Below are 25,016 nucleotides of genomic sequence, written 5' to 3'. Positions count from 1 at the left end.
TCCTGATCCGTTCCCCCGGGTCTCTCCTACAGCTCACGTTTTCGGCAGGTTTCCATGACACGATTTATCTTCGTGACGGGCGGCGTTGTGTCCTCGCTTGGCAAGGGCATCGCATCCGCTTCGCTGGCGGCTATTCTCGAGGCCCGTGGCCTCAAGGTCACCATTCTCAAGCTGGATCCGTACATCAACGTCGATCCGGGCACCATGAGCCCGTTCCAGCACGGCGAAGTCTTTGTCACCGAAGATGGCGCGGAAACCGATCTGGACCTCGGTCACTACGAGCGTTTCATCCGCTCGCGCATGACCCAGGGCAACAACTTCACCACCGGTCGCGTCTACGAGCACGTGCTGCGCAAGGAGCGCCGCGGTGACTACCTCGGCGGAACGGTGCAGGTCATCCCGCACATCACCGACGAGATCAAGCGTCGCGTGATCGCCGGCGGTGAAGGCTATGACGTCGCACTGGTCGAGATCGGCGGTACCGTAGGTGACATCGAGTCGCTGCCGTTCCTGGAGTCCATCCGTCAGCTGCGTGCGCAGCTGGGTGGCGAGCGTGCACTCTTCATGCACCTGACACTGGTGCCGTACATCAAGACGGCCGGCGAGACCAAGACCAAGCCGACCCAGCACAGCGTCAAGGAGCTGCGCTCCATCGGTATCCAGCCGGATATCCTGATCTGCCGCAGCGAAGTCGAGATCGAGGAAAGCGAGCGTCGCAAGATCTCGCTGTTCACCAACGTCGAAGAGCGGGCTGTCGTCTCCCTGCAGGATGCCGACACCATCTATCGCATTCCGTTGATGCTCCACGAAGCCGGCCTCGACGAGATCGTCTGCGACAAGTTCCGCCTGGAGGCCAAAGAGGCCGACATGTCCGAGTGGGTCGCGGTGCTCGACGCCAAGCTCAATCCGCTCAAGACCATCAACATCGCGATGGTCGGCAAGTACATGGAGCTGCTCGACGCCTACAAGTCGCTGAACGAGGCGCTGACCCACGCCGGTATCCAGGGGCGTGTGAAGGTCAACGTCGACTTCATCGACTCCGAGGAAATCGAGCGCAACGGCACCGACCGTCTGATCGGCAAGGACGCGGTGCTGGTACCGGGCGGCTTCGGCGAGCGTGGTGTGGAAGGCAAGATCGCCACCGCGCGCTTCGCGCGTGAGAACAAGGTGCCGTATCTGGGCATCTGCCTCGGCATGCAGGTTGCCGTCATCGAGTTCGCGCGTAATGTGGCGGGCTGGAGCGATGCCAACTCTACCGAGTTCACTCATGACACCCAGCACCCGGTGGTCGGTCTGATTACCGAGTGGCTGACGCCGGAAGGCAAGATCGAGACCCGCGACGCGGCGTCTGATCTGGGCGGCACCATGCGTCTCGGCGGCCAGGCCTGCAGCCTGCTCAACGGCTCCAAGGCGCATCAGGCCTATGGCAGCGACGAGATCGTCGAGCGTCACCGTCACCGCTATGAGGTCAACGACCAGTTCGTGCCGGCCCTGGAAGAAGCGGGCCTGATCTTCTCCGGTCGCAGCGTCGACAACTCGCTGGTCGAGATGGTCGAGCTGCCGGATCACCCATGGTTCGTGGCATGTCAGTTCCACCCGGAATTCACCTCCACGCCGCGTGATGGCCATCCGCTGTTCACCGGCTTCGTGAATGCCGCACTCAATCACAAGGCGGCGCGGACTCGCGGCGAGTGATAGGGTGTTGAGCGGGCGCCACCTCGGGTGGCGCCCGTAGGTCTTCTCCGCGGTGGTTGCAGGTCTTGATGTTCGCCAGAGCATCCTCAGGCAGACTGCCGATGGACAACGATTTGATGGACGGTGCAGAGATGAGCAACGAACAACGCGTGATCGACTTTGCGGGTCTGCAAGTCGCCAACGATCGTCCGATGACGCTTTTCGGTGGCATGAACGTGCTCGAATCGCGAGAGCTGGCGCTGGAAGTCGCCGAGCAATATGTCGAGGTGACGTCACGCCTGGGCATGCCTTACGTCTTCAAGGCCAGCTTCGACAAGGCCAATCGCAGCTCCATGCACTCCTACCGCGGACCCGGGATGGAGAAGGGGCTCGAGATTCTGGCCGAGATCAAGTCGCGCTTCGGTGTGCCGATCATCACGGACGTGCATGAGCCGCATCAGGCGGCAGCCGTTGCGGAAGTGGCCGATGTCATCCAGCTGCCGGCCTTCCTGGCGCGGCAGACCGACCTGGTCGTGGCCATGGCGCGCACCGGCGCCGTCATCAACGTCAAGAAGCCGCAGTTCCTCGCGCCGCACGAGATGCGCCATATCGTCGCCAAGTGCGGTGAAGCGGGCAATGACCGGATTCTGCTGTGCGAGCGTGGCTCCAGCTTCGGTTACAACAACCTGGTGGTCGACATGCTCGGCATGGCCGAAATGAAGGATACCGGCTTGCCGGTATTGTTCGATGTCACCCACTCGTTGCAGCGCCCGGGCGGGCGAGCCGACTCCGCTGGCGGACGCCGCGAGCAGGTCTTCGATCTGGCACGCTCCGGTGTCGCATTGGGGCTTGCGGGCCTGTTCCTTGAGGCGCACCCGGATCCGGACAATGCCAAGTGTGACGGCCCCTGCGCCCTGCCGCTGGATCAGCTCGAACCCTTCCTGCGCCAGCTGCAATCGCTGGATGCGCTGGTCAAGGGCTTCGCGCCGCTGAACATTCGTTGAGCAGGACTACTGGCCGTTCACCCCTGTGTGAGCGGCCTTTTTGCACTATGGGCAAGATGCCCGTCGTGGTGTTTCAATCCCCCGTGTAGAGGACGACACAAGATGGCCAATATCGTCGAAATCCGCGCCCTTGAGGTGCTCGATTCCCGTGGTAACCCGACCGTACAGGCCGAGGTCGTGCTGGAAGGTGGCCAACGCGCCAGTGCCTGCGCGCCTTCCGGTGCCTCCACCGGTTCGCGTGAAGCGCTGGAATTGCGTGATGGCGACAAGAGCCGTTATCTGGGCAAGGGCGTGCTGAAGGCAGTCGACGCCGTCAATGGCGCGATCCGCGAGCGCCTCGTGGGCATGGATGCACTCGACCAGCGCGCGCTGGACGATGCCATGCTGGCGCTGGACGGTACCGAGAACAAGGAATCGCTGGGTGCCAACGCGATTCTTGCCGTCTCTCTGGCGGCTGCCAAGGCGGCAGCGCAGGCCAAGGGCATCGAGCTCTACGCTCATATCGCTGAGCTCTACGGCCAGCCGGGTCAGTACTCCATGCCGGTGCCGATGATGAACATCATCAACGGCGGTGAGCATGCCGACAACAATGTCGACATCCAGGAGTTCATGGTCCAGCCGGTCGGCGCGCCGACCTTCCGTGAAGCACTGCGCACCGGTGCCGAGATCTTCCACGCGCTGAAGAAGGTGCTGCAGGGTCGCGAGCTGAGCACCTCCGTGGGTGATGAAGGTGGCTTTGCACCGAACCTGGCGTCCAACTCCGAAGCACTGGCCGTCATCAAGCAGGCCGTCAGCGATGCGGGCTACACCCTGGGCACCGATGTGACCCTGGCGCTGGATTGCGCGTCTTCCGAGTTCTACCAAGACGGTCAGTACAACCTGTCCGGCGAAGGCAAGAGCTTCGACGCACGTGGTTTCGTCGACTATCTGGCCGGCCTGGCCGCGGAATATCCGATCGTCTCCATCGAAGACGGCATGGATGAGTCCGACTGGGAAGGCTGGAAGATGCTGACCGACGAGCTGGGCGACAAGGTGCAGCTGGTCGGCGACGACCTCTTCGTCACCAACACGCGCATCCTGAGCCGCGGTATCGAGGAAGGCATCGGCAACTCCATCCTGATCAAGTTCAACCAGATCGGCTCGCTGTCCGAGACCCTGGATGCGATCAAGATGGCGCAGGCCGCCGGCTTCACCGCGGTCATCTCCCACCGCAGTGGCGAGACCGAAGACACCACCATTGCCGACCTCGCCGTCGGTACCTGTGCTGGCCAGATCAAGACCGGCTCTCTGTGCCGCTCTGACCGTGTCGCCAAGTACAACCGTCTGCTGGTGATCGAGCAGCAGCTGGGTGATGTGGCTTACAACGGCCTGAAAGAGATCAAGGGTCAGTAATCGCCTGTGATGTGAGGGCTCAGCGCCTAGCATTGCAGAGGTAACTTGCAACGGGGTCGTGCCTTCTGGCACGGCCCCGTTGTGCATTGCAGGCGATGATTGAGTGCGTTTGTGGGAGGAGCAGGAAACAGGCCGCTTTCAGGCACTGAATTCATGTAAGTCATCTCTTACAAATCCCGCAGGACAATCGAGACACTGGCTGCGAGTCGCCTGCGGATATGAACGTATGTCCTCCAATATGTATCTGTTTTTATTGAAAATATTTTCTTTGACGGCCTGTTCAGGTATAGCGGGTTAAGCGGTTTGGCTAGTTGCCTCGCCGGCGAATGCTGCCCAGAATGGCTACATGGACGTGAGGGTGCGGCGGGACACCGCAGTCTCGGCAGGATGCCAACGGGATGATCAGAAAAGACTTGATGGCGAGACAGGACGTTTCGCCCCGCTGAGCAGGACGCTCGGCGGAAAAGGACCTGGCATGGACGTCGGTAGCAGAGAGCTGTATATCTTCGCTTGAAGGAGTCAGGCGAGAGATGCTAGGGAAGCAAGGATGGCGGGCATGACACCGGAGTGTGTCAGGATCAGGATGATCCGTCGGCGACGGGAAGCGCCACACAGGCAGGAAGCACGATAACGACACGGAGTGTCGAAGAGCCCCAGGCTCTGATATGCAGTCAGGAAGCTTGCTCTTCACAGGAAGTGACGGATGACGGGACATCATCCGCGTCAGGAATGATGGGGCAGACAGCGGCAGCATCAAGTGGCAGGAAGCCACGACAAGGATAAGTCGGACAAGGAATGTCGTGAGGCTGTCAGCTGCACAGGCAGGGAGCGGTACAGGCAGGACGCCGGGCAATGCATGGGCAGGACAGCAGGACAGGCAAATATCTGCACTAACGGGCATTGCGGTGGGACAGCTGCGCGAGCAGTGCTGCAATGCCCGCCACGCGTGACGGTGCGCCCCGAATGACAGGATGTCGTGAAGGGCAGGGACAGCACTCAGGAGTGCGATCCAGGATGGATCGACAGGGACACGCTTGGAGCGGGCGACCTTACGGGGTCGCCCTTTTTTATGTCTGGAGGTCGGGGGGGAGGAGTTCTCAGCGCGAGCTCTTCAGGCACCGGCTTCAGGCATCAGAGACAGAAACGGCAGCGGCTCCCGGGGGAATCGCTGCCGTTTCTGTCGTCAGAGCCGAGCTGGCCCGGTCAGGGCGGGCAAGCCGCTAGCCACGCGAGATGCGGGTGACTTGAGGGGGTTACTGCTCCAGATACTCAAGCTTGCCGTCGACACCATCCCACTTCTCGGCGTCTTCCATGGCGTCCTTCTTCTCGCTGATGTTCGGCCAGACTTCGGCCAGATCGGCATTCAGCTCGATGAATTCCTTCTGGTTCTCCGGCACTTCATCCTCGGAGAAGATGGCTTCGGCGGGGCATTCCGGCTCACATAGCGCGCAGTCAATGCACTCATCCGGGTTGATCACCAGGAAGTTCGGGCCTTCGTAGAAGCAATCCACCGGGCAGACTTCCACGCAGTCGGTGTATTTGCAGCGAATGCAGTTCTCGGTGACGATGAATGCCATGCAGGTCTCCTGACGCGGATTGGCGTCTCTCTCGTAGGTCGTGGTCCAGGCGCCCACCATGTGCCGTCTCGGCGACATCATGGCCTTCAGGTTATAAGCGGCGCAGATGTTATAAGGCGTTATTCTAGTGGCGCTCTGCCGCCCCCGCAATCAGCAGGGGCGGATCGTTTTGGAATGGTGCTATGCCCGAAGGTTGCTGTCGAGCCTTGCCGCTCATTCTCGAGCCAGGCGCGCCAACGTTGGCTCGGTGTGAGGGCGCTCAGCGCTGACGGTGCCATTCGTAGATCAGCTCCAGCGCTCGCTTGGGGCTCAGGTCATCCGGGTCAAGGCCGTTGAGGGCCTCGACGGCCGGATGCGGCGGTGCCGCGAACAGGTCATTCTGCTGCGGTACCGGCTGGCCCAGCGCATCCTCGCGTGCCACCTGCGGACGATCGATTTCCTGTTCCTGCTGCTCCAGACTGGTCAGCTTCTCGCGCGCGCGCAGGATGACGCTCTGCGGCACCCCGGCCAGCTGGGCCACCTGCAGGCCATAGCTCTGGCTGGCAGGGCCTTCCTCGACGCGGTGCATGAAGACGATGCCATCGCCGTGCTCAGCGGCCGTCAGGTGCACGTTGGCGACGGCATCGGCATGCTCGGGCAGTGCCGTCATCTCGAAGTAATGGGTCGCGAACAGGGTGAAGGCACGCGTGCGCGCCAGATGCTCGGCACTGGCCCATGCCAGTGACAGACCATCGAAGGTTGAGGTGCCGCGGCCGATCTCATCCATCAACACCAGGCTCTCGTCAGTGGCGTTGTGCAGGATGCTGGCGGTCTCGGTCATCTCGACCATGAAGGTCGAGCGACCGCCGGCCAGGTCGTCCGAGGAGCCGATGCGCGTGAAGATGCGATCCAGCGGGCCGATGCAGGCGCGCGATGCCGGAACGAAGCTGCCGGTATGCGCGAGCAGAGCGATGAGTGCCGTCTGGCGCATGTAGGTGGATTTACCGCCCATGTTGGGGCCGGTGATCACCAGCATGCGCCGCGTATCATCGAAGCGCACATCGTTGGGAACGAAGGGATGATCGCTGACATGTTCGACCACCGGATGGCGGCCGCCTTCGATGTCGATGCCCGGGGTCTCGCTGAGTTCGGGGCGCACGAAATCGAGCGCGGCGGCGCGATCGGCGAAGGCGGTCAGCACATCCAGTGATGCCAGCGCACGGGCCGTCTGCTGCAGGCCATCCAGTTCGGTATTCAGATCATCCAGCAGGTGCTCATACAGCAGCTTCTCGCGCGCCAGTGACTTGGACTTGGCGGAAAGCGCCTTGTCCTCGAATTCCTTGAGCTCGGGGATGATGAAGCGCTCGGCATTCTTGAGGGTCTGGCGGCGGATATATTCCGGCGGGGCCTCGGCCGATTGCGAGCGCGGCAGCTCGATGAAGTAGCCATGCACGCGGTTGTAGCCGACCTTGAGGTTGCTCAGGCCGGTGCGCTCGCGCTCGCGAGTCTCGAGTGCGACCAGATACTGGCCGGCGTTCTCGGACAGGCCGCGATACTCGTCCAGCTCATCGTCGTACCCATCGGCGATCACGCCACCATCGCGCAGCACCACCGGCGGATTCTCGACCAGTGCCTCGCTGAGCATCGCGGAAAGTGCCGGGAACAGGCGGATGGCATCGCGCAGGTCATCGATGGCGCTGCCTTTCTCGACGCTGGCGAGCACGGCGCGCAGCTCGGGCAGGGTGTTGAGACCATCGCGCAGGCGTGCCATGTCCCGGGGGCGTGCGCTGCGCAGCGCGACACGGGCGAGGATACGCTCCACATCGCCGATGCGCTTGAGCAGGCCTTGCAGTTCGAAGGGGTAGTCGCCATCCAGTAGACGCTGTACCGCCGCCTGACGCTGGCCGATCTGGCGCTGATCGCGCAGCGGGCGGTTGAGCCAGCGCTTGAGCAGGCGTGAGCCCATCGCGGTCGCGGTGACATCCAGTACGCTGGCTAGCGTGTTGTCGCTTGTGCCGCCCAGGTTGGTATCGATCTCGAGGTTGCGACGGCTGGCGGCATCGATCACCACCGAGTCATCGCGGCTTTCGACCGTCAGTGCGGTCACATGGGGCAGCCCGGTGCGCTGGGTATCGCGAGCATAGTCGAGCAGGGCACCGGCAGCCGTGATGGCGCGCGTCAGGTGGCTGCAGCCGAAGCCGTTGAGGTCCTGGACGCCGAACTGATCGCACAGCAGGCGCAGGGCTGTTTCGTGATCGAAATGCCAATCGCTCTGGCGGGTCAGGCCCGGGCGCGAGGACAGGCTGGCGGGGAGGGTACGGCTTTCGCCGACCATGACTTCGGCAGGCGACAGACGCTGGATCTCGGCCAGCAGCTCGTCATCACCATTGACCTCGAGCACGCTGAAGCGACCGGAAGAGAGCTCGAGAGCGGCCAGGCCCCAAGTCTCGCCATCACGGTGCAGCGCCACCAGCAGGTTGTCGCGGCTGGCATCCAGCAGCGCCTCATCATGCAGGGTGCCCGGCGTGACGATTCGCACCACCTTGCGCTCGACAGGCCCCTTGCTGGTCGCCGGGTCACCGATCTGCTCGCAGATGGCCACCGATTCACCCATCTTGACCAGGCGTGCCAGATAGCCTTCGGCGCTGTGATAGGGCACCCCTGCCATGGGAATCGGTGAGCCACCGGAGCTGCCGCGCGCCGTCAACGTGATATCGAGCAGTTGTGCTGCGCGCTTGGCGTCCTCATGAAACAGTTCATAGAAGTCGCCCATGCGATAGAACAGCAGCACGCCGGGGTGCTCGCGTTTGATCTTCATGTACTGCGTCATCATCGGCGTCATCTGGGGCGCGCTGTTCTTGGCCATGGCCATGGACTTCCTTGACTGCACTGCAATGGGAAAAAGCACACATGCGAGAGCACGGCATGCGGGATGCGCGATATTCTACGGACTGGCGCGGCCGGCTCCAATGCCTGTGATGTCTCATGCTCGCTGCCCTTTTCACCTGATGACCTCCACGAGGAGAAAGTTCGTGAGCCAATTGACTGGTACGACACCCGAGGCTGCGTGCGCGAATGCTCTGGCTGAGCAGTTGCAGGCGCTGGCGATCGCGCGCGGCGTGCGCGTCACCACCGCCGAGTCGTGCACCGGGGGCGGCGTGAGTGCCGCGATCACGGCGATTGCCGGCAGCTCCCGCTATTTCGATGCGGGCTACGTGACTTATTCCAATGCCACCAAGCAGCGCTTGCTGGGGGTCAGTGAGGCATCGCTTGAAACTTTCGGCGCCGTCTCCGAGGCGGTCGTGTGCGAGATGGTGCGGGGCGCCTGTCGCGAAAGCGGCGCTGAGCTGGGGGTGGCCATCAGCGGCGTGGCCGGCCCCGGCGGGGGAAGTGACGAGAAGCCCGTCGGCACCGTATGGCTGGCGTGGGGGGGCGAGACGCGCCAGCAGGCACGCTGCTGTCACTTTTCCGGCGACCGACAGGCAGTGCGTGACGCCGCCGTGCGGGAGGCGTTGCAGGGCTTGATCAAGCGCGTGGAGGCCTTGCAGGTCGGCACCGAAGACGCGTGAGCCAGGTGCAGGCCCCGCGATGAGGGTGCTGCCTGAAAAAGCGCACCACCGGACTGGCAGAGCGACGCAACTTGCGGCATTATACTGTCCATGTATACAGGGTTTTGCCATGACACCTCAGCCGCTAGTCTGGCAGTGTCTGCTCAGCTCCCAGTGACAGAATTCTCTATTCCAGGTGGCAGCCCGTGTGGCTCCGCCGTTCGACAGGAGGCCACATGGCAAAGGACGACAATCGTACCAAGGCGCTGAACGCGGCGCTGTCCCAGATCGAGCGCCAGTTCGGCAAGGGCGCCGTCATGCGCATGGGCGATGCCCCGCGTGTGGCCATCCCGTCGGTTTCCACCGGTTCTCTGGGGTTGGATATCGCACTCGGCATCGGCGGCCTGCCCTTCGGGCGCGTGGTCGAGATCTATGGCCCGGAATCCTCGGGCAAGACGACCCTGACTCTCTCGGTCATCGCCCAGGCGCAGAAGCAGGGCAAGGTCTGTGCCTTCATCGATGCCGAGCACGCGCTGGATCCGTCCTACGCCGAGAAGCTGGGCGTCAACCTGGATGAGATGCTGGTCTCCCAGCCCGATACCGGTGAGCAGGCGCTCGAGATCGTCGACATGCTGGTACGCTCCGGCGGCGTCGATGTCATCATCGTCGACTCCGTGGCAGCACTGACGCCGCGTGCCGAGATCGAAGGCGAGATGGGTGACTCACACGTCGGCCTGCAGGCGCGTCTGATGTCCCAGGCACTGCGCAAGGTGACCGGTCACATCAAGAACGCCAACTGCATGGTGGTGTTCATCAACCAGATCCGCATGAAGATCGGCGTGATGTTCGGCAGCCCCGAAACCACGACTGGCGGTAACGCACTGAAGTTCTACTCCAGTGTGCGTCTGGATATCCGTCGTACCGGTTCCGTGAAGTCCGGTGATGAAGTCACCGGTAACGAGACCCGCGTCAAGGTCGTCAAGAACAAGGTCGCGCCGCCGTTCCGCCAGGCCGAGTTCCAGATTCTCTATGGCAAGGGCATCTACCACGCCGGTGAGGTGATCGACCTGGGTGTGCAGTGCGGTCTGGTCGGCAAGTCAGGTGCCTGGTACAGCTATCAGGGCAGCAAGATCGGTCAGGGCAAGGCCAACTCCGCTCAGTACCTGGAAGACAATCCCGCCATCATGGAGGAGATTGAAAACCAGATCCGCGCCCAGTTGCTGGCAGCACCGGAAGCCAAGGAAGAGCCGCAGGAAACCGCGGCCGCCGAGAGTGAGGACGATCTGGATATCGATCTCGACTGAGGATCGCTCCTGAGCAAGTACGCCGGCCGCCAGGCTGGCGTCAGCGCAGCGGGTCGAGAACGCCCCGTTGCGCTGGTCCCAAGGCGCCCGCCCCGATGACTCGGAGGCGGGCGCCTTGCGTTCACCTCCCTCTATGCCCTTCTCCTCAACCCGGGGAGCATGACCATGCACGATGACAGCACATCACTGGGCGGGCCTGAGTATCAACCGCTCGACTCAGGCGCGATGACGCCGCAACGGCGTGCGCGCAATGATGCCATCGCGCGTCTGGCGCGCCGTGAACACAGCCGCCGCGAGCTGCACGACTATCTCCGAGAGCGTGACTATCTGCGGGCGCTCAGCGATGACGAGTTGGCAGAACGGCAAGCTGCGGGCGAGGAGGGTGCACCGGCGGCCTTGAGTCGCGATGAGGTCGAACTGCTGATCGAGGAGGTGCTGGAGCGCATGGCCGAGGAAGGCCTGCAGTCCGATGAGCGCTTTGCCGCCAGCTTCCTGCGGATGCGCGTCCTGCGCGGGCAGGGGCCCAGGCGTATTCAGCAGGAGCTGCGCCAGCGTGGTATCGATAACGAGACGCTCAATGCCGTGATGCGTGCCGCCAGTGACCCGACGCCGGATGTCTTCGGTCATGTCGAGGCGGTGGATTTCTTCGAACTGGCGCGCGAGACGCTGGCCAGGCGCTTTTCCGGCCCCGGCGAGGGGCACAAGGAGCGCGCACGGCGCGAACGCTTTCTGCTCCAGCGCGGCTTCGACTATGAGCAGCTGCGCTATGCCATGGAGTCCGCCTGGAGTGATGAGGGGGAAGAAGGCTAGCTGGCGGGCGACTGTTTGGCTCTCATGGCGCGCAAACCGGCGCTTCAGGACATTTCCCCCCCTTTAGCTTGCGCGAACAGGCGTTATACTAGGTCGTCTTGCGACGGCACGGGGCAGGCGCCTTCTTTCATGCTTTTCATTGCACCTCCATGCATACCCACATGGATGAACATGCAGAAACCATGCGGAAGTCATGCAGAAGACCCCCGGAGCGTCTTTACGCACATCGCTACGGAACCTCTATGAAAAGCGCAGAAATCAGAAACGCCTTCCTGACCTATTTCGAGAAGCAAGGCCATACCATCGTGCCCACCAGCTCTCTGGTGCCGAACAATGACCCGACACTGCTGTTCACCAACGCTGGCATGGTGCCCTTCAAGGATGTCTTCCTGGGCCGTGACCCGCGTGGCTACAGCCGTGCGACCTCCGCGCAGCGCTGCGTGCGCGCCGGCGGCAAGCACAATGACCTGGATAACGTCGGCTATACCGCCCGCCACCACACCTTCTTCGAGATGCTGGGCAACTTCAGCTTCGGCGACTACTTCAAGCGCGAAGCCATCCAGTTCGCCTGGAAGTTTCTGACCGAAGAACTCGGCCTGCCGAAGGAGAAGCTGTGGGTCACCGTGCACGTCAGCGATGACGAAGCCCGTGACATCTGGTTCAACGAGGTCGGCATCGATCAGAACCGCTTCTCGCGTCTCGACGAGGACAACTTCTGGCAGATGGGCGACACCGGCCCGTGCGGCCCGTCCTCCGAGATCTTCTATGACCACGGCGAAGACGTCGCCGGTGGCCCGCCGGGCAGCCCGGACGAAGATGGCGATCGCTACATCGAGATCTGGAACCTGGTCTTCATGCAGTTCGACCGCGACGCCGAGGGCACGCTGCACCCGCTGCCCAAGCCGTCCATCGACACCGGCATGGGCCTGGAGCGTGTCGCGGCCGTGATGCAGGGCGTGCACTCCAACTACGAGATCGACCTGTTCCAGAATCTGCTGGCCGCCGCGGCCGAGATCATCGGTCACGACAACATCGCCACGCCGTCACTGCGTGTAGTGGCTGACCACATCCGCTCGTGCGCCTTCCTGATCGCCGATGGCGTGCTGCCCTCCAACGAAGGCCGTGGCTACGTGCTGCGTCGCATCATCCGTCGCGCTGTGCGTCACGGTCACAAGCTGGGCGCGCGTGGCAGCTTCTTCTACAAGCTGGTCGCGGCTCTCGACAGCGAGATGGGCGATGCCTATCCGGAACTGCGCGCCGCACGCGAGCAGATCGAACGGGTGCTGCTCAAGGAAGAAGAGCAGTTCGCACGTACGCTGGAACACGGCATGAAGCTTCTGGAAGAAGCCATCGCTGGCCTCGAGGGCAACACCCTCGACGGCGAGACCATCTTCAAGCTCTACGACACCTACGGCTTCCCGTATGACCTGACCGCCGACATCTGCCGCGAGCGCGAGCTGATCCTCGATGAGGCCGGCTTCCAGGCGGCCCTGGAAGCACAGCGTGATCGCGCCCGTGCCGCCAGCAACTTCGGCGGCGACTACTCCGCCAACCTGGTGCTGGAAGGCGAGACCGTCTTCACCGGCTACGACCAGCTGGAAGGGGAAGCCACCGTCACCTCGCTGTTCGACGCCGAAGGCAATGCCGTCGAGCAGCTCGAGGTGGACACCAAGGGCATCGTGGTGCTCGATACCACCCCGTTCTACGGCGAGTCAGGTGGCCAGGCCGGTGACACAGGTTATCTGCATTTGGATGGCGGCCGCTTCCAGGTCAGCGATACCCAGAAGCAGACCGGCCATCACCTGCACCACGGTGTGCTGATCGAAGGCGCTCTAAAGGTCGGTGACAAGGTGCGTCCGCAGGTCGATGCCGAGTTGCGCGCGGCTTCCGTGCGCAACCACTCCGCCACGCACCTGCTGCACGAAGCGCTGCGTCTGGTGCTGGGTGAGCACGTTCAGCAGAAGGGGTCGCTGGTCACGGCCGAGCGTCTGCGCTTCGACTTCAGCCACTTTGAGGCGATGACGGCCGAGCAGCTGTCCGAGGTCGAGCGCATCGTCAACGCGCAGATCCTGGCCAATGCCGAGACCACCATCGAGTTCATGAGTCTCGATGAGGCCAAGGCGCGCGGCGCAGCGGCACTCTTCGATGCCAAGTATGGTGAGGAAGTCCGCGTGCTGACCATCGGTCAGGATGCCTTCTCCATCGAGCTGTGCGGCGGGACTCACGTCAAGCGCAGCGGCGACATCGGCCAGATGCACATTCTCGCCGAAACCGGTATCGCGTCCGGCGTGCGTCGTATCGAGGCCATCACCGGTCGCGCCGCGCGTGATTTCCTGCTTGCGCAGGAAGCGACCCTGACTCGCCTCGGTGAGCGTCTCAAGGCCAAGCCGGAACAGGTCGAGGAGCGCGTTGGCAGCCTGCTGGAGCGCAACCGCGGCCTCGAGAAGGAGCTTGAGCGCCTCAAGGCCAAGCTGGCGTCTGCCTCGGCCAGCGACATGCTCAGCGACATCGCGAATGTCCAGGGCATCAAGGTGCTGGCCAAGCAGGTCGAAGGCGTCTCCGGCAAGGAGCTGCGCGGCCTGATGGATGACCTCAAGTCCAAGCTCGGCTCCGGCATCCTGGTGCTCGGCGTCGCGGATGGTGACAAGGTCAGCCTGATCGCCGGTGTCACCGACGACCTGACCTCGCGCGTCAAGGCGGGTGACCTGGTACGCCACGTGGCCGAGCAGGTCGGTGGCAAGGGTGGCGGTCGTGCTGACATGGCCCAGGCCGGTGGCAGTGATGCCGCCTCGCTTCCGGGCGCACTGGCCGGTGTGCCATCATGGGTAGACGCCCAGCTGGGCTGACAGTACAAGATGAAGGCCGGGCTCCTCTTGGGGAGACCCGGCTTCTTTTTGGGCTCACATGAGCTTCATGTGGGGACAACGCAAACGGACACGGATAACGGAAACGCACATGGCGCTATACGTTCAGAAGTTCGGAGGCACTTCGGTCGGCTCGGTGGAGCGGATCAAGGCCGTCGCCGAGAAGGTCAAGCGATTCCGCGATGAAGGGCATCAGGTTGTCGTGGTCGTCTCTGCCATGAGTGGCGAGACCAACCGACTGATCGGTCTCGCCAGCGAGATCAATGATGACCCGACACCGCGCGAGATGGACATGCTGGTCTCCACTGGCGAGCAGGTCACCATTTCCCTGCTGGCCATGGCGCTGCAGAAGATCGGCGTCGACGCGACCTCCTACACGGGGGCCCAGGTGGGCATCCGCACCGATAGCGCGCACACCAAGGCGCGTATCCAGCGCATCGATACCGATGACCTGCGTGAAGACCTCGACGATGGCAAGGTGGTCGTGGTGGCAGGCTTCCAGGGTGTCGATGAAGAGGGCAACATCACGACGCTGGGTCGTGGTGGCTCTGACACCACCGGTGTCGCCCTGGCTGCCGCACTGAAGGCGGATGAGTGCCAGATCTACACCGATGTCGATGGTGTCTATACCACTGACCCGCGCGTGTGCTCCAAGGCACGTCGTCTGGAAACGGTGACCGTCGAGGAAATGCTGGAAATGGCGAGCCTGGGCTCCAAGATCCTGCAGATCCGTTCGGTGGAATTCGCCGGCAAGTACAATGTTCCCCTGCGTGTGCTGTCTTCCTTCGAGGATGGCCCGGGTACCCTGATCGTCGCTGAGGAAGAAGACAACATGGAAGAACCGCTGATCTCCGGCATCGCCTTCAATGTCAACGAAGCCAAGCTGACTCTGCTCAACACACCGGATATCCCGGGTGTCGCTTCCAAGATCCTGGGCCCGATCGCCGATTCCAACATCGAAATCGACATGATCGTCCAGAACGTCTCTCCGGACGGCAATACCACTGACTTCTCCTTCACCGTCGCCAAGACCGACTTCAAGGCGACCCAGCGCATCCTGACCGAGACGGTGATTCCGTCCGTCGGTGGTGGTGAGATGCGCGGTGATGACAATATCGCCAAGGTCTCGTTGGTCGGTGTCGGCATGCGTTCACACGCGGGTGTCGCCTCCAAGATGTTCCGCGTCCTGGCGGAAGAAGGCATCAATATCCGCATGGTCTCCACTTCAGAGATCAAGATTTCCGTCCTGATCGACGAGAAATTCATGGAGCTGGCGGTTCGCTCCCTGCACACCGCTTTCGGGCTGGATGCAGAAGCGATCAGCGACGAGACTGCCTGAGTCTCACCACGGAGCGTGCAGCAAGTAAGTCGTAAAGACACCGACAATCAATGACTTGCCCAAGTCGTGAAGCGTCGGTGCCCAGGCCGGGGATATTGGTCTGGCAGACGTGCGGTACGTGAAGTCGACAGCGCCCGATGCATTTTCTGTCATTCTTATGAATGTCAGTCTGTGCATCGGGCGCTTTCATTCAACGTGTCTATCGGGTGTGATGAAGGTATGGCATTGGCCGTCGGAGCATGCATGGCGCATAATTCGAGCTTCATGCATCAGGGTGGTCGACTTGTCCCGGTCGATCGCCGCCTCCACATCCCGTTGAAGTCCCAGCTGTTTTGAATTTCTGACAAGGAGATCAGTCATGCTCATCCTGACCCGTAGAGTGGGTGAAACTCTGATGATCGGAGACGACATCACTGTCACCGTTCTCGGAGTGAAAGGTAATCAGGTGCGTATCGGTGTGAACGCGCCCAAGGACGTTGCCGTCCATCGAGAAGAGATCTATCAGCGCATCCAGCGTGAGAAAGAAGACAATGGCGATGCCATCGCCTGACGGCATACTGCGCCTGCACGTCGCACGACCCGATGAACGCCAGCCATTGTCCCCATGGCTGGCGTTCGCGTGTGTGGGCCTGGCGCAGGTGAGGGCGGCCCGCCTAGCTCATGAACAACGGCGTACTTACCTCCATGAGCAGCGGCTCATGCGGGGTGATGAGAGGACGGCTTGTTCAAGTCTGTGTTCCGTAAGGGAAAAATTTGGCTTTTTTCTCAAAAAGGGGGAGACAAGCCGATTCTGGTTCGGTAATATGCCCGCTCCCTCGAACGAGACGCGACGACAGGCTAGCCATCGTCATGTTCTGGTTCATGCGGGGAGATTGCTTGGGGGCGCGCAGCCTCGAGCCTGTTGTCGAGTGGTGATGAGATGTTCAGCATCGAAGCCAAAAAATCGACACAGGGGCTGGACAAAGCCCAATCAAATGAGTAAGATATGCGCCGTACCTGATGAGGAGAGGTGGCCGAGTGGCTGAAGGCGCTCCCCTGCTAAGGGAGTATAGGGTTTATAGCCCTATCGAGGGTTCGAATCCCTCTCTCTCCGCCATTAGGTGCAAATGCAGTAAGATGCGCCCTTAGCTCAGCTGGATAGAGTACCTGACTACGAATCAGGCGGTCGGAGGTTCGAATCCTCCAGGGCGCGCCACTGCAACGCAAGACATGAAGTTGGAAAGACGCAGTACTCGCACGATGAAGTCCTGAAGTCATTTGAAATGCTCAGGCCACAGATTTCAAGGTTTATGCGCCCTTAGCTCAGCTGGATAGAGTACCTGACTACGAATCAGGCGGTCGGAGGTTCGAATCCTCCAGGGCGCGCCAATTGAAAAACCCGCTTCAACGAAGCGGGTTTTTCTTCGTCTGAAGAAAAGTCAGGCAATGAAAGAAGCCAGGCTTTGAGGCCAGGTTCTGAAACAAGGTTCTGAAACAAGGCTCTGAAGCAAGTCCATGAGGCAAGGTCAGCGCCGAGTGATCGCTGCCTGCACGGCCCCGATCCCCGCATTGCCGACGATCTTGGTGTTCTACCGCTTTCCTTGACTGTGATGTCACGCCTTCGGGCGGACGATCGCCAGGGCGCCCTTTTCGCGAGGGGCGCCCTTTTTTTGGTTCACTGATCGGGGCAGCGGCCGGATCGGGTGTTGGCCGGTGCTGATGTTCAGGTTTCAGTTCAGGCTCAGACTCAGACTGGGGCGTTCACGGCTTCCGTTTGCGATGCCTGGGGCGATTCCGATGCCTGAGGAGATTCTGGTGCCTGAGCCGGTTCCGGCATGCGAGTCACTGAGGTGAGAAGACTCGGCGCCAGCTCCAGCGCAGTGCCGGCCACCAGGCCGGTGAAGAACTCTGCACGCCCCTTGTGACGCTTGATGGCCTGGAAACGGCTTTCGGCTTCCGCGTTGCCGCTCTGGCGCATCATGTTCATCCACTGCTTGAGCAGCGGCACCATCACCTTGTCAGGGAGGTGAGCGCAGCGCTCGGCGTGAGAGAGCAGCACCTGCGCACGCTGTGTCCAGTCCGTCTCGGGCAGCAGCTCGCCGCTCGCCTGCCAATGCTTGATGCGTGCCGCCAGGAAGGGGTCGGCCAGGGCGGCGCGACCCAGCATGACATCGCGACAGCCGGACAGGGAGCGGGCGCGCCAGTAGCAGTGCATATCCCAGATATCGCCATTGGCGACCACCGGAATGGAGAGCTCGGAGGTGATCTTGCCGATCCACTCCCAGTGCGCCGGTGGGCGATAGCCTTCCTGTTTGGTGCGGCCATGCACCACCAGCTGAGTCGCACCGCCTGCCTCTGCCGCCTGAGCGCAGGCCAGTGCCAGGCGCCGATCATTGAAGCCGAGACGAATCTTGGCGGTGACCGGTACGCCCGTGCCCTCGAGTGCCTTGCGCACGCCTTCCACCGCGCGGAAGACGCGTTCCGGCGAGCGCAGCAATGCCGCGCCACCATCATGTCGATTGACGGTCTTGGCCGGGCAGCCGAAATTGATATCGACGCTTGGCGCACCCAGACGCGCGGCGACGCGGGCATTGATGCCCAGTGCCTCGGGGTCGGCCCCCAGCAACTGCAGGGCGACCGGGGTCTCGTGTCGTGTACGGGCCGTCTGTGTCGGGGAGGCGTCGAGCAGCTCCGGACAGATGCGCTTGAAAACGCGCGGCGGTAACTTGACGTGGGTCACGCGCACGAATTCCGTCACGCACCAGTCGTAGCCGCCAAGGCCAGTGAGACATTCGCGTGTGATGTCATCTATCACGCCTTCCATCGGCGCGATGCCGATGCGGCCGGCCCGCGCGAGGGCCTGTGGGGTCAACGATGGTGTCATTGCAATTGCCGTGGAATCAGGCACTTTAGAGCGACCAACAAGCATTGAATGCAGCTGCATGGGCATACCGACAGAGGCTATCGGCGGCGGAGCCTATCCGTCGTGCCGTGTCCGGCGTGACCGAAGACATTGGCGTTCAGCGCAGGCGCTGCGCCGTAGTGCGGCTCGATAACGAGAAAGACTCGAGGACACTGGCATGCAAGAGAATGATCTGCTCGGTGAAGGCTTGAACCTGATGGTGTTCGGGATGGGGTTCGTGTTCGTGTTTCTAAGTCTGCTGGTGGTCGCCATGATGGCGATGGCCAGGCTGGTGGATCGCTTCGCGCCTGCACCAGTGCCCGCTGCGCCAGGTGCTGCGCGGGCGCCGGCTGCCCCGGCCCCTGCGGCAGAGGACGACAGCGAACTGACGGCCGTCATGGCCGCGGCGATTCACCGCTTCCGGCAGGACCAGCACCGGCACTGACGCTTTAGTGGCTTCGCCGATAGCATCTGGGCTCTGCTGAACGTCTGACCACTGCCAAGAGTAGCAGGCGGCGATTCTATCACGAGCAGTACGGTGGGTAGACCTCCCCCCGAGTGCAATATTCCGTGTTGCAGGCTGACGCAACAGGCTGCCTGCAGCGCGCGCAGAACTCGATATCCACAATATAAAGAACAAGGGATCACTCATGGACAAGCAACCGCTGGGCATCACGGATGTGGTACTGCGCGACGCGCATCAGTCACTGTTGGCCACGCGCATGCGCCTCGATGACATGCTGCCGATCGCCGCCAAGCTGGACGACATCGGCTTCTGGTCGCTGGAGAGCTGGGGCGGTGCGACCTTCGACGCCTGCATTCGCTACCTGGGCGAAGACCCCTGGGCGCGCATTCGTGCCCTGAAGGAAGCGATGCCCAAGACCCAGCAGCAGATGCTGCTGCGCGCCCAGAACCTGCTCGGCTATCGTCATTACGCCGATGATGTGGTGGATACCTTCGTCAAGCGTGCCGCGACCAGCGGTGTCGATGTCTTCCGTGTCTTCGATGCCATGAATGACCCGCGCAACCTCGAGCGTCCGCTCAAGGCGGTGCTGGACCAGGGCAAGCATGCCCAGGGCACCATCTCCTACACCGTGAGCCCAGTGCACACCCTGGAGATGTGGGTCGAACTGGCCCAGCAGCTGGAGTCGATGGGTGCCCAGTCATTGGCGATCAAGGACATGGCGGGGCTGTTGACGCCGTACACCGCCTTCGAGCTGGTGTCGCGCCTCAAGGCGAGCCTGTCGATCCCGATCCACATGCAGTCCCATGCCACCACCGGCCTTTCTACCGCCACGGCGCTCAAGGCCATCGAGGCGGGCATCGACAACGTCGATACCTCCATCTCTTCCATGTCGATGACCTATGGCCACAGCCCGACGGAATCGGTCGTCGCGATGCTGGCGGGAACCGAGCGCGATACTGGGCTCGATCTCGAGAAACTCGAGGATATCGCCGGCTATTTCCGCGAAGTGCGCAAGAAATACGCGGCCTTCGAGGGCAGTCTGCGCGGTATCGACTCGCGTATCCTGGTCGCGCAGGTGCCGGGTGGCATGCTCACCAACATGGAAAATCAGCTCAAGGAGCAGGGCGCCGGCGACAAGCTGGATGACGTGCTCGCCGAGATTCCGCGTGTACGCAAGGACCTGGGCTATATCCCGCTGGTGACCCCGACGTCGCAGATCGTCGGCACCCAGTCGGTGATGAACGTGATGATGGGCGAGCGCTACAAGTCGATCTCCAAGGAAGTGCAGGCGTTGCTCAAGGGGGAATATGGTGCGGCTCCGGCTGCCTTCGACAGCGAGCTCCAGTCTCGCGTGCTGGAGGGAGCCGAGCCGATCACCTGCCGTCCGGCAGACAACCTGACGCCGGAGATGGAGCGCCTGCGTGACGAGCTCAAGGGCAAGGCCCGTGAGGAGGGCATCACGCTGGAGAGCGGCGAGCGCGAGACCGATGACGTGCTGACCTACGCGCTCTTCCCGCAGATCGGCCTCAAGTTCCTGCGCAACCGCGGCAACCCGGATGCCTTCGAGCCCGCCCCGCAGGCGGTTGATGGCAAGGCAGCGGCCAGTGCGCCGGTCGCCGCAGCGCCGGCCGCCGGATCGCCGGTCGCCAGTGCTACAGCCGCGTCCAGCGGTCCGCAGACCTACACCCTGAACGTCAACGGCAAGCAGTATGTGGTCGAGGTCGCCGAAGGCGGAGACATCACCCAGGTGCAGGCCAGTGAGCCAGCGGCGCCTGCTCCTGCAGCGGCACCCGCCGCGCAGGCCGCCTCCGGCGAGCCGGTGAGTGCCCCGTTGGCGGGCAACATCTTCAAGGTCAATGTCAGTGTCGGTGACAGCGTGGCCGAGGGTGATGTGGTCATCATCCTCGAGGCCATGAAGATGGAGACCGAGATCCGGGCTCACCAGGCCGGTACTGTCTCCGCGGTGAAGGTCAAGGAAGGCGACAGTGTCAGTGTCGGCGACGTTCTGATCACCCTCTGAGCCGGTGTATCCGGCCCGTCGTCATGCACGGCGGGCCGGTCTGTGATGCTCCTCTGCAAGGCGACACGACATGGACAAGATACTCAACCTCTGGCACGGCTCGGGGCTCTACAACATGAGCTTCGGTCAGCTGGCGATGATCGTCATCGGCCTTGGCCTGCTTTATCTGGCGATCCGCAAGAACTTCGAACCCCTGCTGCTGGTGCCGATCGGCTTCGGCGGCATTCTGGCCAACATCCCGGAAGCCGGGCTGGCGTTGTCTGCCGCCGAGCAGGCGGCCCATCTCGGCAAGCCGGAGCTGTTGGCTTCGATGGCCAATCTGCTCAACGTCAACATCGCCAGCCTGCCGCTGGATGAGGCGCGCCACGCGGTGGAGCAGGCGCTGCATGGCGAGATTCCCGCCGCGCTCAAGCAGCAGGCCAGCAACATGGCGCTGGATGGCGGCTTCTCCAACGGCATGCTCTACAGCTTCTACAGCGTGGCGATCGCCTCGGGCATCGCGCCGCTGGTGATCTTCATGGGCGTGGGCGCGATGACGGACTTCGGCCCGCTACTGGCCAATCCCAAGACCCTGTTCCTCGGCGCGGCGGCGCAGTTCGGCATCTTCGCGACCCTGCTGGGCGCGGTGGCGTTGACCTCGATGGGCCTGATGGACTTCAGCCTGCAGCAGTCGGCGGCTATCGGCATCATCGGTGGTGCGGACGGTCCGACCTCCATCTATGTCGCCAGTCTGCTGGCGCCGGAGCTGCTGGGCGCGATCGCCGTGGCGTCCTACTCCTACATGGCACTGGTGCCGATGATCCAGCCGCCGATCATGCGCGCACTGACCACCGCCAAGGAGCGTAGTCTGGTCATGACCCAGCTGCGGCCGGTGTCCAAGACCGAGAAGATCCTCTTCCCGCTGGTGCTGCTGATCATGGTGGCGATGCTGCTGCCGGACGCTGCACCGCTGCTGGGCATGTTCTGCTTCGGTAACCTGATGCGCGAGTGTGGTGTGGTGGAGCGTCTGTCGGATACCGCTCAGAACGCGCTGATCAACATCACTACCATATTCCTGGGACTGTCGGTGGGCTCCAAGCTGCAGGCCGACAAGTTCCTGGCGGTGGAGACACTGGGCATTCTGGCCCTCGGCGTGGTCGCCTTCGGCATTGGCACGGCCTGCGGGGTACTGATGGCCAAGCTGATGAACAAGATCTCCAAGACACCGATCAATCCGCTGATCGGGTCGGCCGGTGTCTCGGCGGTGCCGATGGCGGCACGTGTCTCCAACAAGGTCGGGCTCGAGTACAACCCGCACAACTTCCTGCTGATGCATGCCATGGGGCCGAACGTGGCCGGTGTGATCGGCTCGGCGGTTGCCGCGGGGGTGATGATCAAGTACCTCGGCTGATCGTCTTTGCAGCACTGATACGACAACGCCCGTCATGGCGACCATGGCGGGCGTTGTCGTATCTCGGGCCTTCATCAGCGGCGCTTTATCGTGTCTCGGCCGAGGGATTTGAGGGCGTGGCAGAGACGGTGCGCTGATTCGGCTGCATGCGTGTCTGTGGGTCATGGACGGCCTGCCAGAGGCTTTGCAGGGCGGCGCGATCGACGCGTCGGCTGGGCAGGCGCTGGCTGTCCTCGAGCCCTTGCCATTCCCCCGCGGCGTTCTGGCGTGCGAGGGCAAAGCGGAAGGGGTGATAGCCGGGTGAGCCCAGGCGTGTATCGGTCACTGCCAGCAGCGTCTCACCCTCTGGGGTCCGCTCGCGGCTCGCACGTAGATAGGGCGCCGCGAACCAGCGCAGGCGCTGGCCGTCCTCCAGCTTCGCGACCTCGGCATCCAGCGTGGGATGGCGCGGATAATCGCGGCGTGCGAGAGACGCCAGCTGCGCGTCGGAGTCGAACACGCTGGCCATCCACTCGTGATCCGCCTGCGGTGTGGTGGCGCTGACACGCCACAGCAGGCTGTTGAAGGGCGTCGGCTGCACCATGCGCGGGGCGTCGGCGAAGCCTTGGCTGGCCAGCAGCGGCGCCACGCGATGTTCGACCCAGCTCTTGGCGGCCAGCCCCCAGCCCAGATAGAGGCTCGAGAGCATGAGGCCCGCGGTCAGAAGGTGCCCGGCGCGACCACGAATCGCCACCCACAGGCCGGTGATCAGCAATGGCAGGGTGTAGAGCGGGTCGATGATGAAGACGCTGGCCAGACTGATGGGCCGACTGGGCCACGGCCACAGCAGCTGGGTGCCGTAGGTGGTGAAGCTGTCCAGCAGCGGGTGGGTGATCAGGCACAGCACGCAGTAGGCGATCAGCCGACCACGGCCAAGACTCGCCAGACGTGGCAGGCGAGCCAGCAGCCAGCCGAGTACGATGCCCAGAAGCGCCAATACCGGCAGGGAATGGCTGAAGCCACGGTGATGGGTGTAATTGGCGACCGCGTCGCCGTAGTCGATCATCACGTCGAGGTCGGGCAGGGTGCCGAGCGCCGCACCGCCGAGCAGCGCATGGCGGATGGCCGCGCCGCGTTTCGGGCTGGGCAGGCGGCGAATGGCCGGTGTCATGACGGCGCCGCCAACGACGGCCCCGAGGCAGATCTGGGTAAGGGAGTCCATGCGTGGGCTACCTGTGAGGAAGAAGAGAGCGGGGGGCGTGGGAGCAGGCGTCAGTCATCTGCGCGGATCGCCGCCAGGGCGCCCGGCTCGGCCCAGCGTGGGCCGGCATCCAGCACGCGCGCCTGCACCGGGCAGTCATCACGATGACAGCCGGGCAGATAGCCGCAGCTCATCAGCAGCTCGTTGACGATCTCGGGGCCGGTGAAGCGGAAGGTCTTCTTGAACAGCTTGATCCAGGCTGACAGCGGTTGAGGATGGTGGGCATCCAGCCAGCCGTTGAAGCTGCCGTGGGAATCCTTGAGCTGCATCACCACGCCTGCGTTGTGGATCACGGCATTGATCTTGAGCCGGTTGCGAATGATGCCGGCATTGCTGAGCAGGCGCGCGCGATCCTCGTCCCCGTAGGCGGCGATGCGCGCGATATCGTAATCCTCGAATGCCTCGCGGAAGGCCGCGCGCTTCTTGAGCACTGTCAGCCAGGAGAGGCCGGCCTGATTGATCTCGAGCACGAAGCGTTCGAACAGCACCCGGTCATCGCTGACCGGAAAGCCGTATTCATGATCATGATATGGGCCATGAATCGGGTGCCGGGGAGCATTCTCGCAATAGGTGCTGGCGGTGACGACGTCGGCCATCAGTCCTCCTGTACCGCGAAGCGGCCGCTGCCGAGAAAGACGATGGCCAGGGCGCTGGCGAGGAAGAAGCCTTGTAGCTCCAGCGCCCAGCCGCCGGAGGGCGACAGGCTCAACAGCTGGCCCATGTGCGCCACGGCAAAGGCGAACAGCATGTTGGCGACCACGATCAGCCCGGCGATGCGCGAGTGCACGCCGAGTACCAGCATGATGGGCGCGATGATCTCGCCGATATAGACGCCATAGGCCACCACGCCCGGGATTCCCATGCTCTCCAGCTCGCCGGCGATCCAGCTCAGCGTGCCACCATCCCCCAGCAGCTTTGAAAGGCCATGAAACAGCAACAGCAGGCCCAGCATCAGGCGCAGTATCAGCTTGCCGAGGTCGTCATTTTCGAGATATTGCACGGTAGAGCTCCTTGCTCAGCGGTCGTCGGGCTTGCTTAGCGGTCGTCCGGATACAAGGCGGCTGCCTCAGGCGTTGGGGTTGTCCACCAGAATACGCGAGAAGCGCACGATCTCGGCATTGCGGTTGGACCAGCCAAGACGCTCCCAGAAGCGATGAGCGTCATGGTTGTCGTGCAGGGTATCCAGATGCACCTTGTCGATGCCTTCACAGGCCAAGGCCGCCAGGCAGCGGTCGACCAGCGTGCTGGCGATGCCCTGGCCACGCATGTCCGGCGCCGTCATCACATGCTGAAGATAGCCGCGCTTGCCGTCATGGCCCGCCATGGCGCAGCCGACCAGGCGCTCATCGATAAAGGCCAGGTGGCTCATGCCGGGGTTGCGCGCCAGATAGCGGGCGACAGGGGCATGGCGGTCGGCATCGCGGATGACCACTCCCGGGGTCGCCTCCATCATGGCGATGAAGGCAGGGTGGTCTTCCGGTGTCATCGGGCGATAGGTCAAGGTTGGCATTGTGTGTCCTGGCAGCAG

Annotated in this window: 20 protein-coding genes and 3 tRNA genes; 16 read left to right on the top strand and 7 right to left on the bottom strand. The window is 62.8% G+C overall.

All coding sequences use genetic code 11. The features are described 5' to 3' along the window. Positions 1-54: 54 nt before the first annotated feature. From FLM52_15615 to FLM52_15605, 3 genes are all read left to right on the top strand, one after another. The gene (locus FLM52_15615; GenBank protein ID NVN57164.1) at positions 55-1,695 is read left to right on the top strand and encodes a CTP synthase; all 1,641 of its coding nucleotides are present in this window, start codon (positions 55-57) and stop codon (positions 1,693-1,695) included. A 131-nt stretch (positions 1,696-1,826) separates the two neighbouring features. Beyond that, positions 1,827-2,678, top strand: coding sequence for a 3-deoxy-8-phosphooctulonate synthase (kdsA, locus tag FLM52_15610; protein ID NVN57163.1), 852 nt, complete (start codon positions 1,827-1,829; stop codon positions 2,676-2,678). Positions 2,679-2,780: 102 nt separating this feature from the next. Beyond that, positions 2,781-4,070: a phosphopyruvate hydratase gene (locus FLM52_15605; protein NVN57162.1), complete on the top strand. Its 1,290-nt coding sequence runs from the start codon at positions 2,781-2,783 to the stop codon at positions 4,068-4,070. Between the two features lie 1,253 nt (positions 4,071-5,323). Here the strand turns inward: FLM52_15605 and FLM52_15600 are convergent. Both FLM52_15600 and mutS read right to left on the bottom strand, forming a co-directional pair. Then, the gene (locus FLM52_15600) at positions 5,324-5,647 is read right to left on the bottom strand and encodes a ferredoxin family protein (GenBank protein NVN57161.1); all 324 of its coding nucleotides are present in this window, start codon (positions 5,645-5,647) and stop codon (positions 5,324-5,326) included. Positions 5,648-5,906: 259 nt separating this feature from the next. Continuing rightward, complete coding sequence (gene mutS / locus FLM52_15595) at positions 5,907-8,492, bottom strand: DNA mismatch repair protein MutS (GenBank protein NVN57160.1); 2,586 nt, start codon at positions 8,490-8,492, stop codon at positions 5,907-5,909. A gap of 142 nt (positions 8,493-8,634) precedes the next feature. On the opposite strand from mutS, the gene FLM52_15590 reads away from it, so the two are divergent. From FLM52_15590 to FLM52_15545, 10 genes are all read left to right on the top strand, one after another. Continuing rightward, the gene (locus FLM52_15590; protein NVN57159.1) at positions 8,635-9,195 is read left to right on the top strand and encodes a CinA family protein; all 561 of its coding nucleotides are present in this window, start codon (positions 8,635-8,637) and stop codon (positions 9,193-9,195) included. Positions 9,196-9,410: 215 nt separating this feature from the next. After that, positions 9,411-10,478, top strand: coding sequence for a recombinase RecA (recA, locus tag FLM52_15585; GenBank protein NVN57158.1), 1,068 nt, complete (start codon positions 9,411-9,413; stop codon positions 10,476-10,478). Positions 10,479-10,703: 225 nt separating this feature from the next. Next, a complete protein-coding gene (locus FLM52_15580) occupies positions 10,704-11,288 on the top strand; it encodes a regulatory protein RecX (GenBank protein NVN57157.1) in 585 nt (194 codons plus the stop codon). A gap of 242 nt (positions 11,289-11,530) precedes the next feature. Continuing rightward, positions 11,531-14,134, top strand: a complete 2,604-nt coding sequence (alaS, locus tag FLM52_15575; protein NVN57156.1) for an alanine--tRNA ligase — start codon at positions 11,531-11,533, stop codon at positions 14,132-14,134. Between the two features lie 109 nt (positions 14,135-14,243). Further along, complete coding sequence (locus FLM52_15570; protein NVN57155.1) at positions 14,244-15,491, top strand: aspartate kinase; 1,248 nt, start codon at positions 14,244-14,246, stop codon at positions 15,489-15,491. A 358-nt stretch (positions 15,492-15,849) separates the two neighbouring features. Next, positions 15,850-16,041 (top strand): carbon storage regulator CsrA, encoded by a 192-nt coding sequence (gene csrA / locus FLM52_15565; GenBank protein ID NVN57154.1) that lies wholly within the window; start codon positions 15,850-15,852, stop codon positions 16,039-16,041. Between the two features lie 453 nt (positions 16,042-16,494). Then, a tRNA-Ser gene (locus FLM52_15560) sits at positions 16,495-16,587 on the top strand. Beyond that, positions 16,540-16,632: a hypothetical protein gene (locus FLM52_15555; protein ID NVN57153.1), complete on the top strand. Its 93-nt coding sequence runs from the start codon at positions 16,540-16,542 to the stop codon at positions 16,630-16,632. Before FLM52_15560 ends, FLM52_15555 begins: the two co-directional genes overlap by 48 nt. Beyond that, positions 16,610-16,686: transfer RNA gene (locus FLM52_15550), tRNA-Arg, on the top strand. Before FLM52_15555 ends, FLM52_15550 begins: the two co-directional genes overlap by 23 nt. 96 nt (positions 16,687-16,782) lie before the next feature. Then, positions 16,783-16,859, top strand: a tRNA-Arg gene (locus FLM52_15545). Between the two features lie 358 nt (positions 16,860-17,217). On the opposite strand, the gene FLM52_15540 is transcribed toward FLM52_15545, so the two are convergent. Further along, positions 17,218-18,294 (bottom strand): tRNA-dihydrouridine synthase family protein, encoded by a 1,077-nt coding sequence (locus tag FLM52_15540; GenBank protein NVN57152.1) that lies wholly within the window; start codon positions 18,292-18,294, stop codon positions 17,218-17,220. 256 nt (positions 18,295-18,550) lie between these two features. Here FLM52_15540 and FLM52_15535 point away from each other — a divergent pair, with 256 nt between their 5' ends. The 3 genes from FLM52_15535 to FLM52_15525 all read left to right on the top strand — a co-directional run bounded on the left by FLM52_15535 (position 18,551) and on the right by FLM52_15525 (position 22,248). Beyond that, the gene (locus tag FLM52_15535) at positions 18,551-18,817 is read left to right on the top strand and encodes a sodium pump decarboxylase subunit gamma (GenBank protein NVN57151.1); all 267 of its coding nucleotides are present in this window, start codon (positions 18,551-18,553) and stop codon (positions 18,815-18,817) included. Between the two features lie 205 nt (positions 18,818-19,022). Next, complete coding sequence (gene oadA, locus FLM52_15530; protein ID NVN57150.1) at positions 19,023-20,858, top strand: oxaloacetate decarboxylase subunit alpha; 1,836 nt, start codon at positions 19,023-19,025, stop codon at positions 20,856-20,858. Positions 20,859-20,928: 70 nt separating this feature from the next. Then, positions 20,929-22,248, top strand: a complete 1,320-nt coding sequence (locus tag FLM52_15525) for a sodium ion-translocating decarboxylase subunit beta (protein NVN57149.1) — start codon at positions 20,929-20,931, stop codon at positions 22,246-22,248. A gap of 85 nt (positions 22,249-22,333) precedes the next feature. Here FLM52_15525 and FLM52_15520 read toward each other — a convergent pair whose 3' ends face one another. The 4 genes from FLM52_15520 to FLM52_15505 form a co-directional block, all read right to left on the bottom strand. Then, positions 22,334-23,449, bottom strand: coding sequence for a metal-dependent hydrolase (locus tag FLM52_15520; GenBank protein ID NVN57148.1), 1,116 nt, complete (start codon positions 23,447-23,449; stop codon positions 22,334-22,336). Between the two features lie 50 nt (positions 23,450-23,499). After that, positions 23,500-24,084 carry a DNA-3-methyladenine glycosylase I gene (locus FLM52_15515; protein NVN57147.1) on the bottom strand — a complete coding sequence of 195 codons (585 nt, stop codon included), beginning with the start codon at positions 24,082-24,084 and terminating at the stop codon, positions 23,500-23,502. Further along, positions 24,084-24,440 carry a DoxX family protein gene (locus tag FLM52_15510; protein NVN57146.1) on the bottom strand — a complete coding sequence of 119 codons (357 nt, stop codon included), beginning with the start codon at positions 24,438-24,440 and terminating at the stop codon, positions 24,084-24,086. Before FLM52_15510 ends, FLM52_15515 begins: the two co-directional genes overlap by 1 nt. Positions 24,441-24,554: 114 nt before the next feature. Beyond that, positions 24,555-24,998: a GNAT family N-acetyltransferase gene (locus tag FLM52_15505; protein NVN57145.1), complete on the bottom strand. Its 444-nt coding sequence runs from the start codon at positions 24,996-24,998 to the stop codon at positions 24,555-24,557. Positions 24,999-25,016 lie beyond the last annotated feature (18 nt).

Source organism: bacterium Scap17, assembly GCA_013376735.1.
Lineage (GTDB): Bacteria > Pseudomonadota > Gammaproteobacteria > Pseudomonadales > Halomonadaceae > Cobetia.
This window is presented reverse-complemented; position numbering and strand designations above follow the sequence as displayed.

Bases quoted from the DNA above. Each gene is read 5' to 3' on its own strand.
- FLM52_15590 (NVN57159.1), top strand. From the start codon at position 8,635: ATGACCTCCACGAGGAGAAAGTTCGTGAGCCAATTGACTGGTACGACA.
- FLM52_15510 (NVN57146.1), bottom strand. From the start codon at position 24,440: ATGCTGGGCCTGCTGTTGCTGTTTCATGGCCTTTCAAAGCTGCTGGGG.
- FLM52_15520 (NVN57148.1), bottom strand. From the start codon at position 23,449: ATGGACTCCCTTACCCAGATCTGCCTCGGGGCCGTCGTTGGCGGCGCC.
- FLM52_15540 (NVN57152.1), bottom strand. From the start codon at position 18,294: ATGGAAGGCGTGATAGATGACATCACACGCGAATGTCTCACTGGCCTT.
- FLM52_15535 (NVN57151.1), top strand. From the start codon at position 18,551: ATGCAAGAGAATGATCTGCTCGGTGAAGGCTTGAACCTGATGGTGTTC.
- FLM52_15505 (NVN57145.1), bottom strand. From the start codon at position 24,998: ATGCCAACCTTGACCTATCGCCCGATGACACCGGAAGACCACCCTGCC.
- FLM52_15605 (NVN57162.1), top strand. From the start codon at position 2,781: ATGGCCAATATCGTCGAAATCCGCGCCCTTGAGGTGCTCGATTCCCGT.
- FLM52_15615 (NVN57164.1), top strand. From the start codon at position 55: ATGACACGATTTATCTTCGTGACGGGCGGCGTTGTGTCCTCGCTTGGC.
- csrA (NVN57154.1), top strand. From the start codon at position 15,850: ATGCTCATCCTGACCCGTAGAGTGGGTGAAACTCTGATGATCGGAGAC.
- recA (NVN57158.1), top strand. From the start codon at position 9,411: ATGGCAAAGGACGACAATCGTACCAAGGCGCTGAACGCGGCGCTGTCC.
- alaS (NVN57156.1), top strand. From the start codon at position 11,531: ATGAAAAGCGCAGAAATCAGAAACGCCTTCCTGACCTATTTCGAGAAG.
- FLM52_15580 (NVN57157.1), top strand. From the start codon at position 10,704: ATGACGCCGCAACGGCGTGCGCGCAATGATGCCATCGCGCGTCTGGCG.
- FLM52_15525 (NVN57149.1), top strand. From the start codon at position 20,929: ATGGACAAGATACTCAACCTCTGGCACGGCTCGGGGCTCTACAACATG.
- mutS (NVN57160.1), bottom strand. From the start codon at position 8,492: ATGGCCAAGAACAGCGCGCCCCAGATGACGCCGATGATGACGCAGTAC.
- FLM52_15600 (NVN57161.1), bottom strand. From the start codon at position 5,647: ATGGCATTCATCGTCACCGAGAACTGCATTCGCTGCAAATACACCGAC.
- kdsA (NVN57163.1), top strand. From the start codon at position 1,827: ATGAGCAACGAACAACGCGTGATCGACTTTGCGGGTCTGCAAGTCGCC.
- oadA (NVN57150.1), top strand. From the start codon at position 19,023: ATGGACAAGCAACCGCTGGGCATCACGGATGTGGTACTGCGCGACGCG.
- FLM52_15515 (NVN57147.1), bottom strand. From the start codon at position 24,084: ATGGCCGACGTCGTCACCGCCAGCACCTATTGCGAGAATGCTCCCCGG.
- FLM52_15570 (NVN57155.1), top strand. From the start codon at position 14,244: ATGGCGCTATACGTTCAGAAGTTCGGAGGCACTTCGGTCGGCTCGGTG.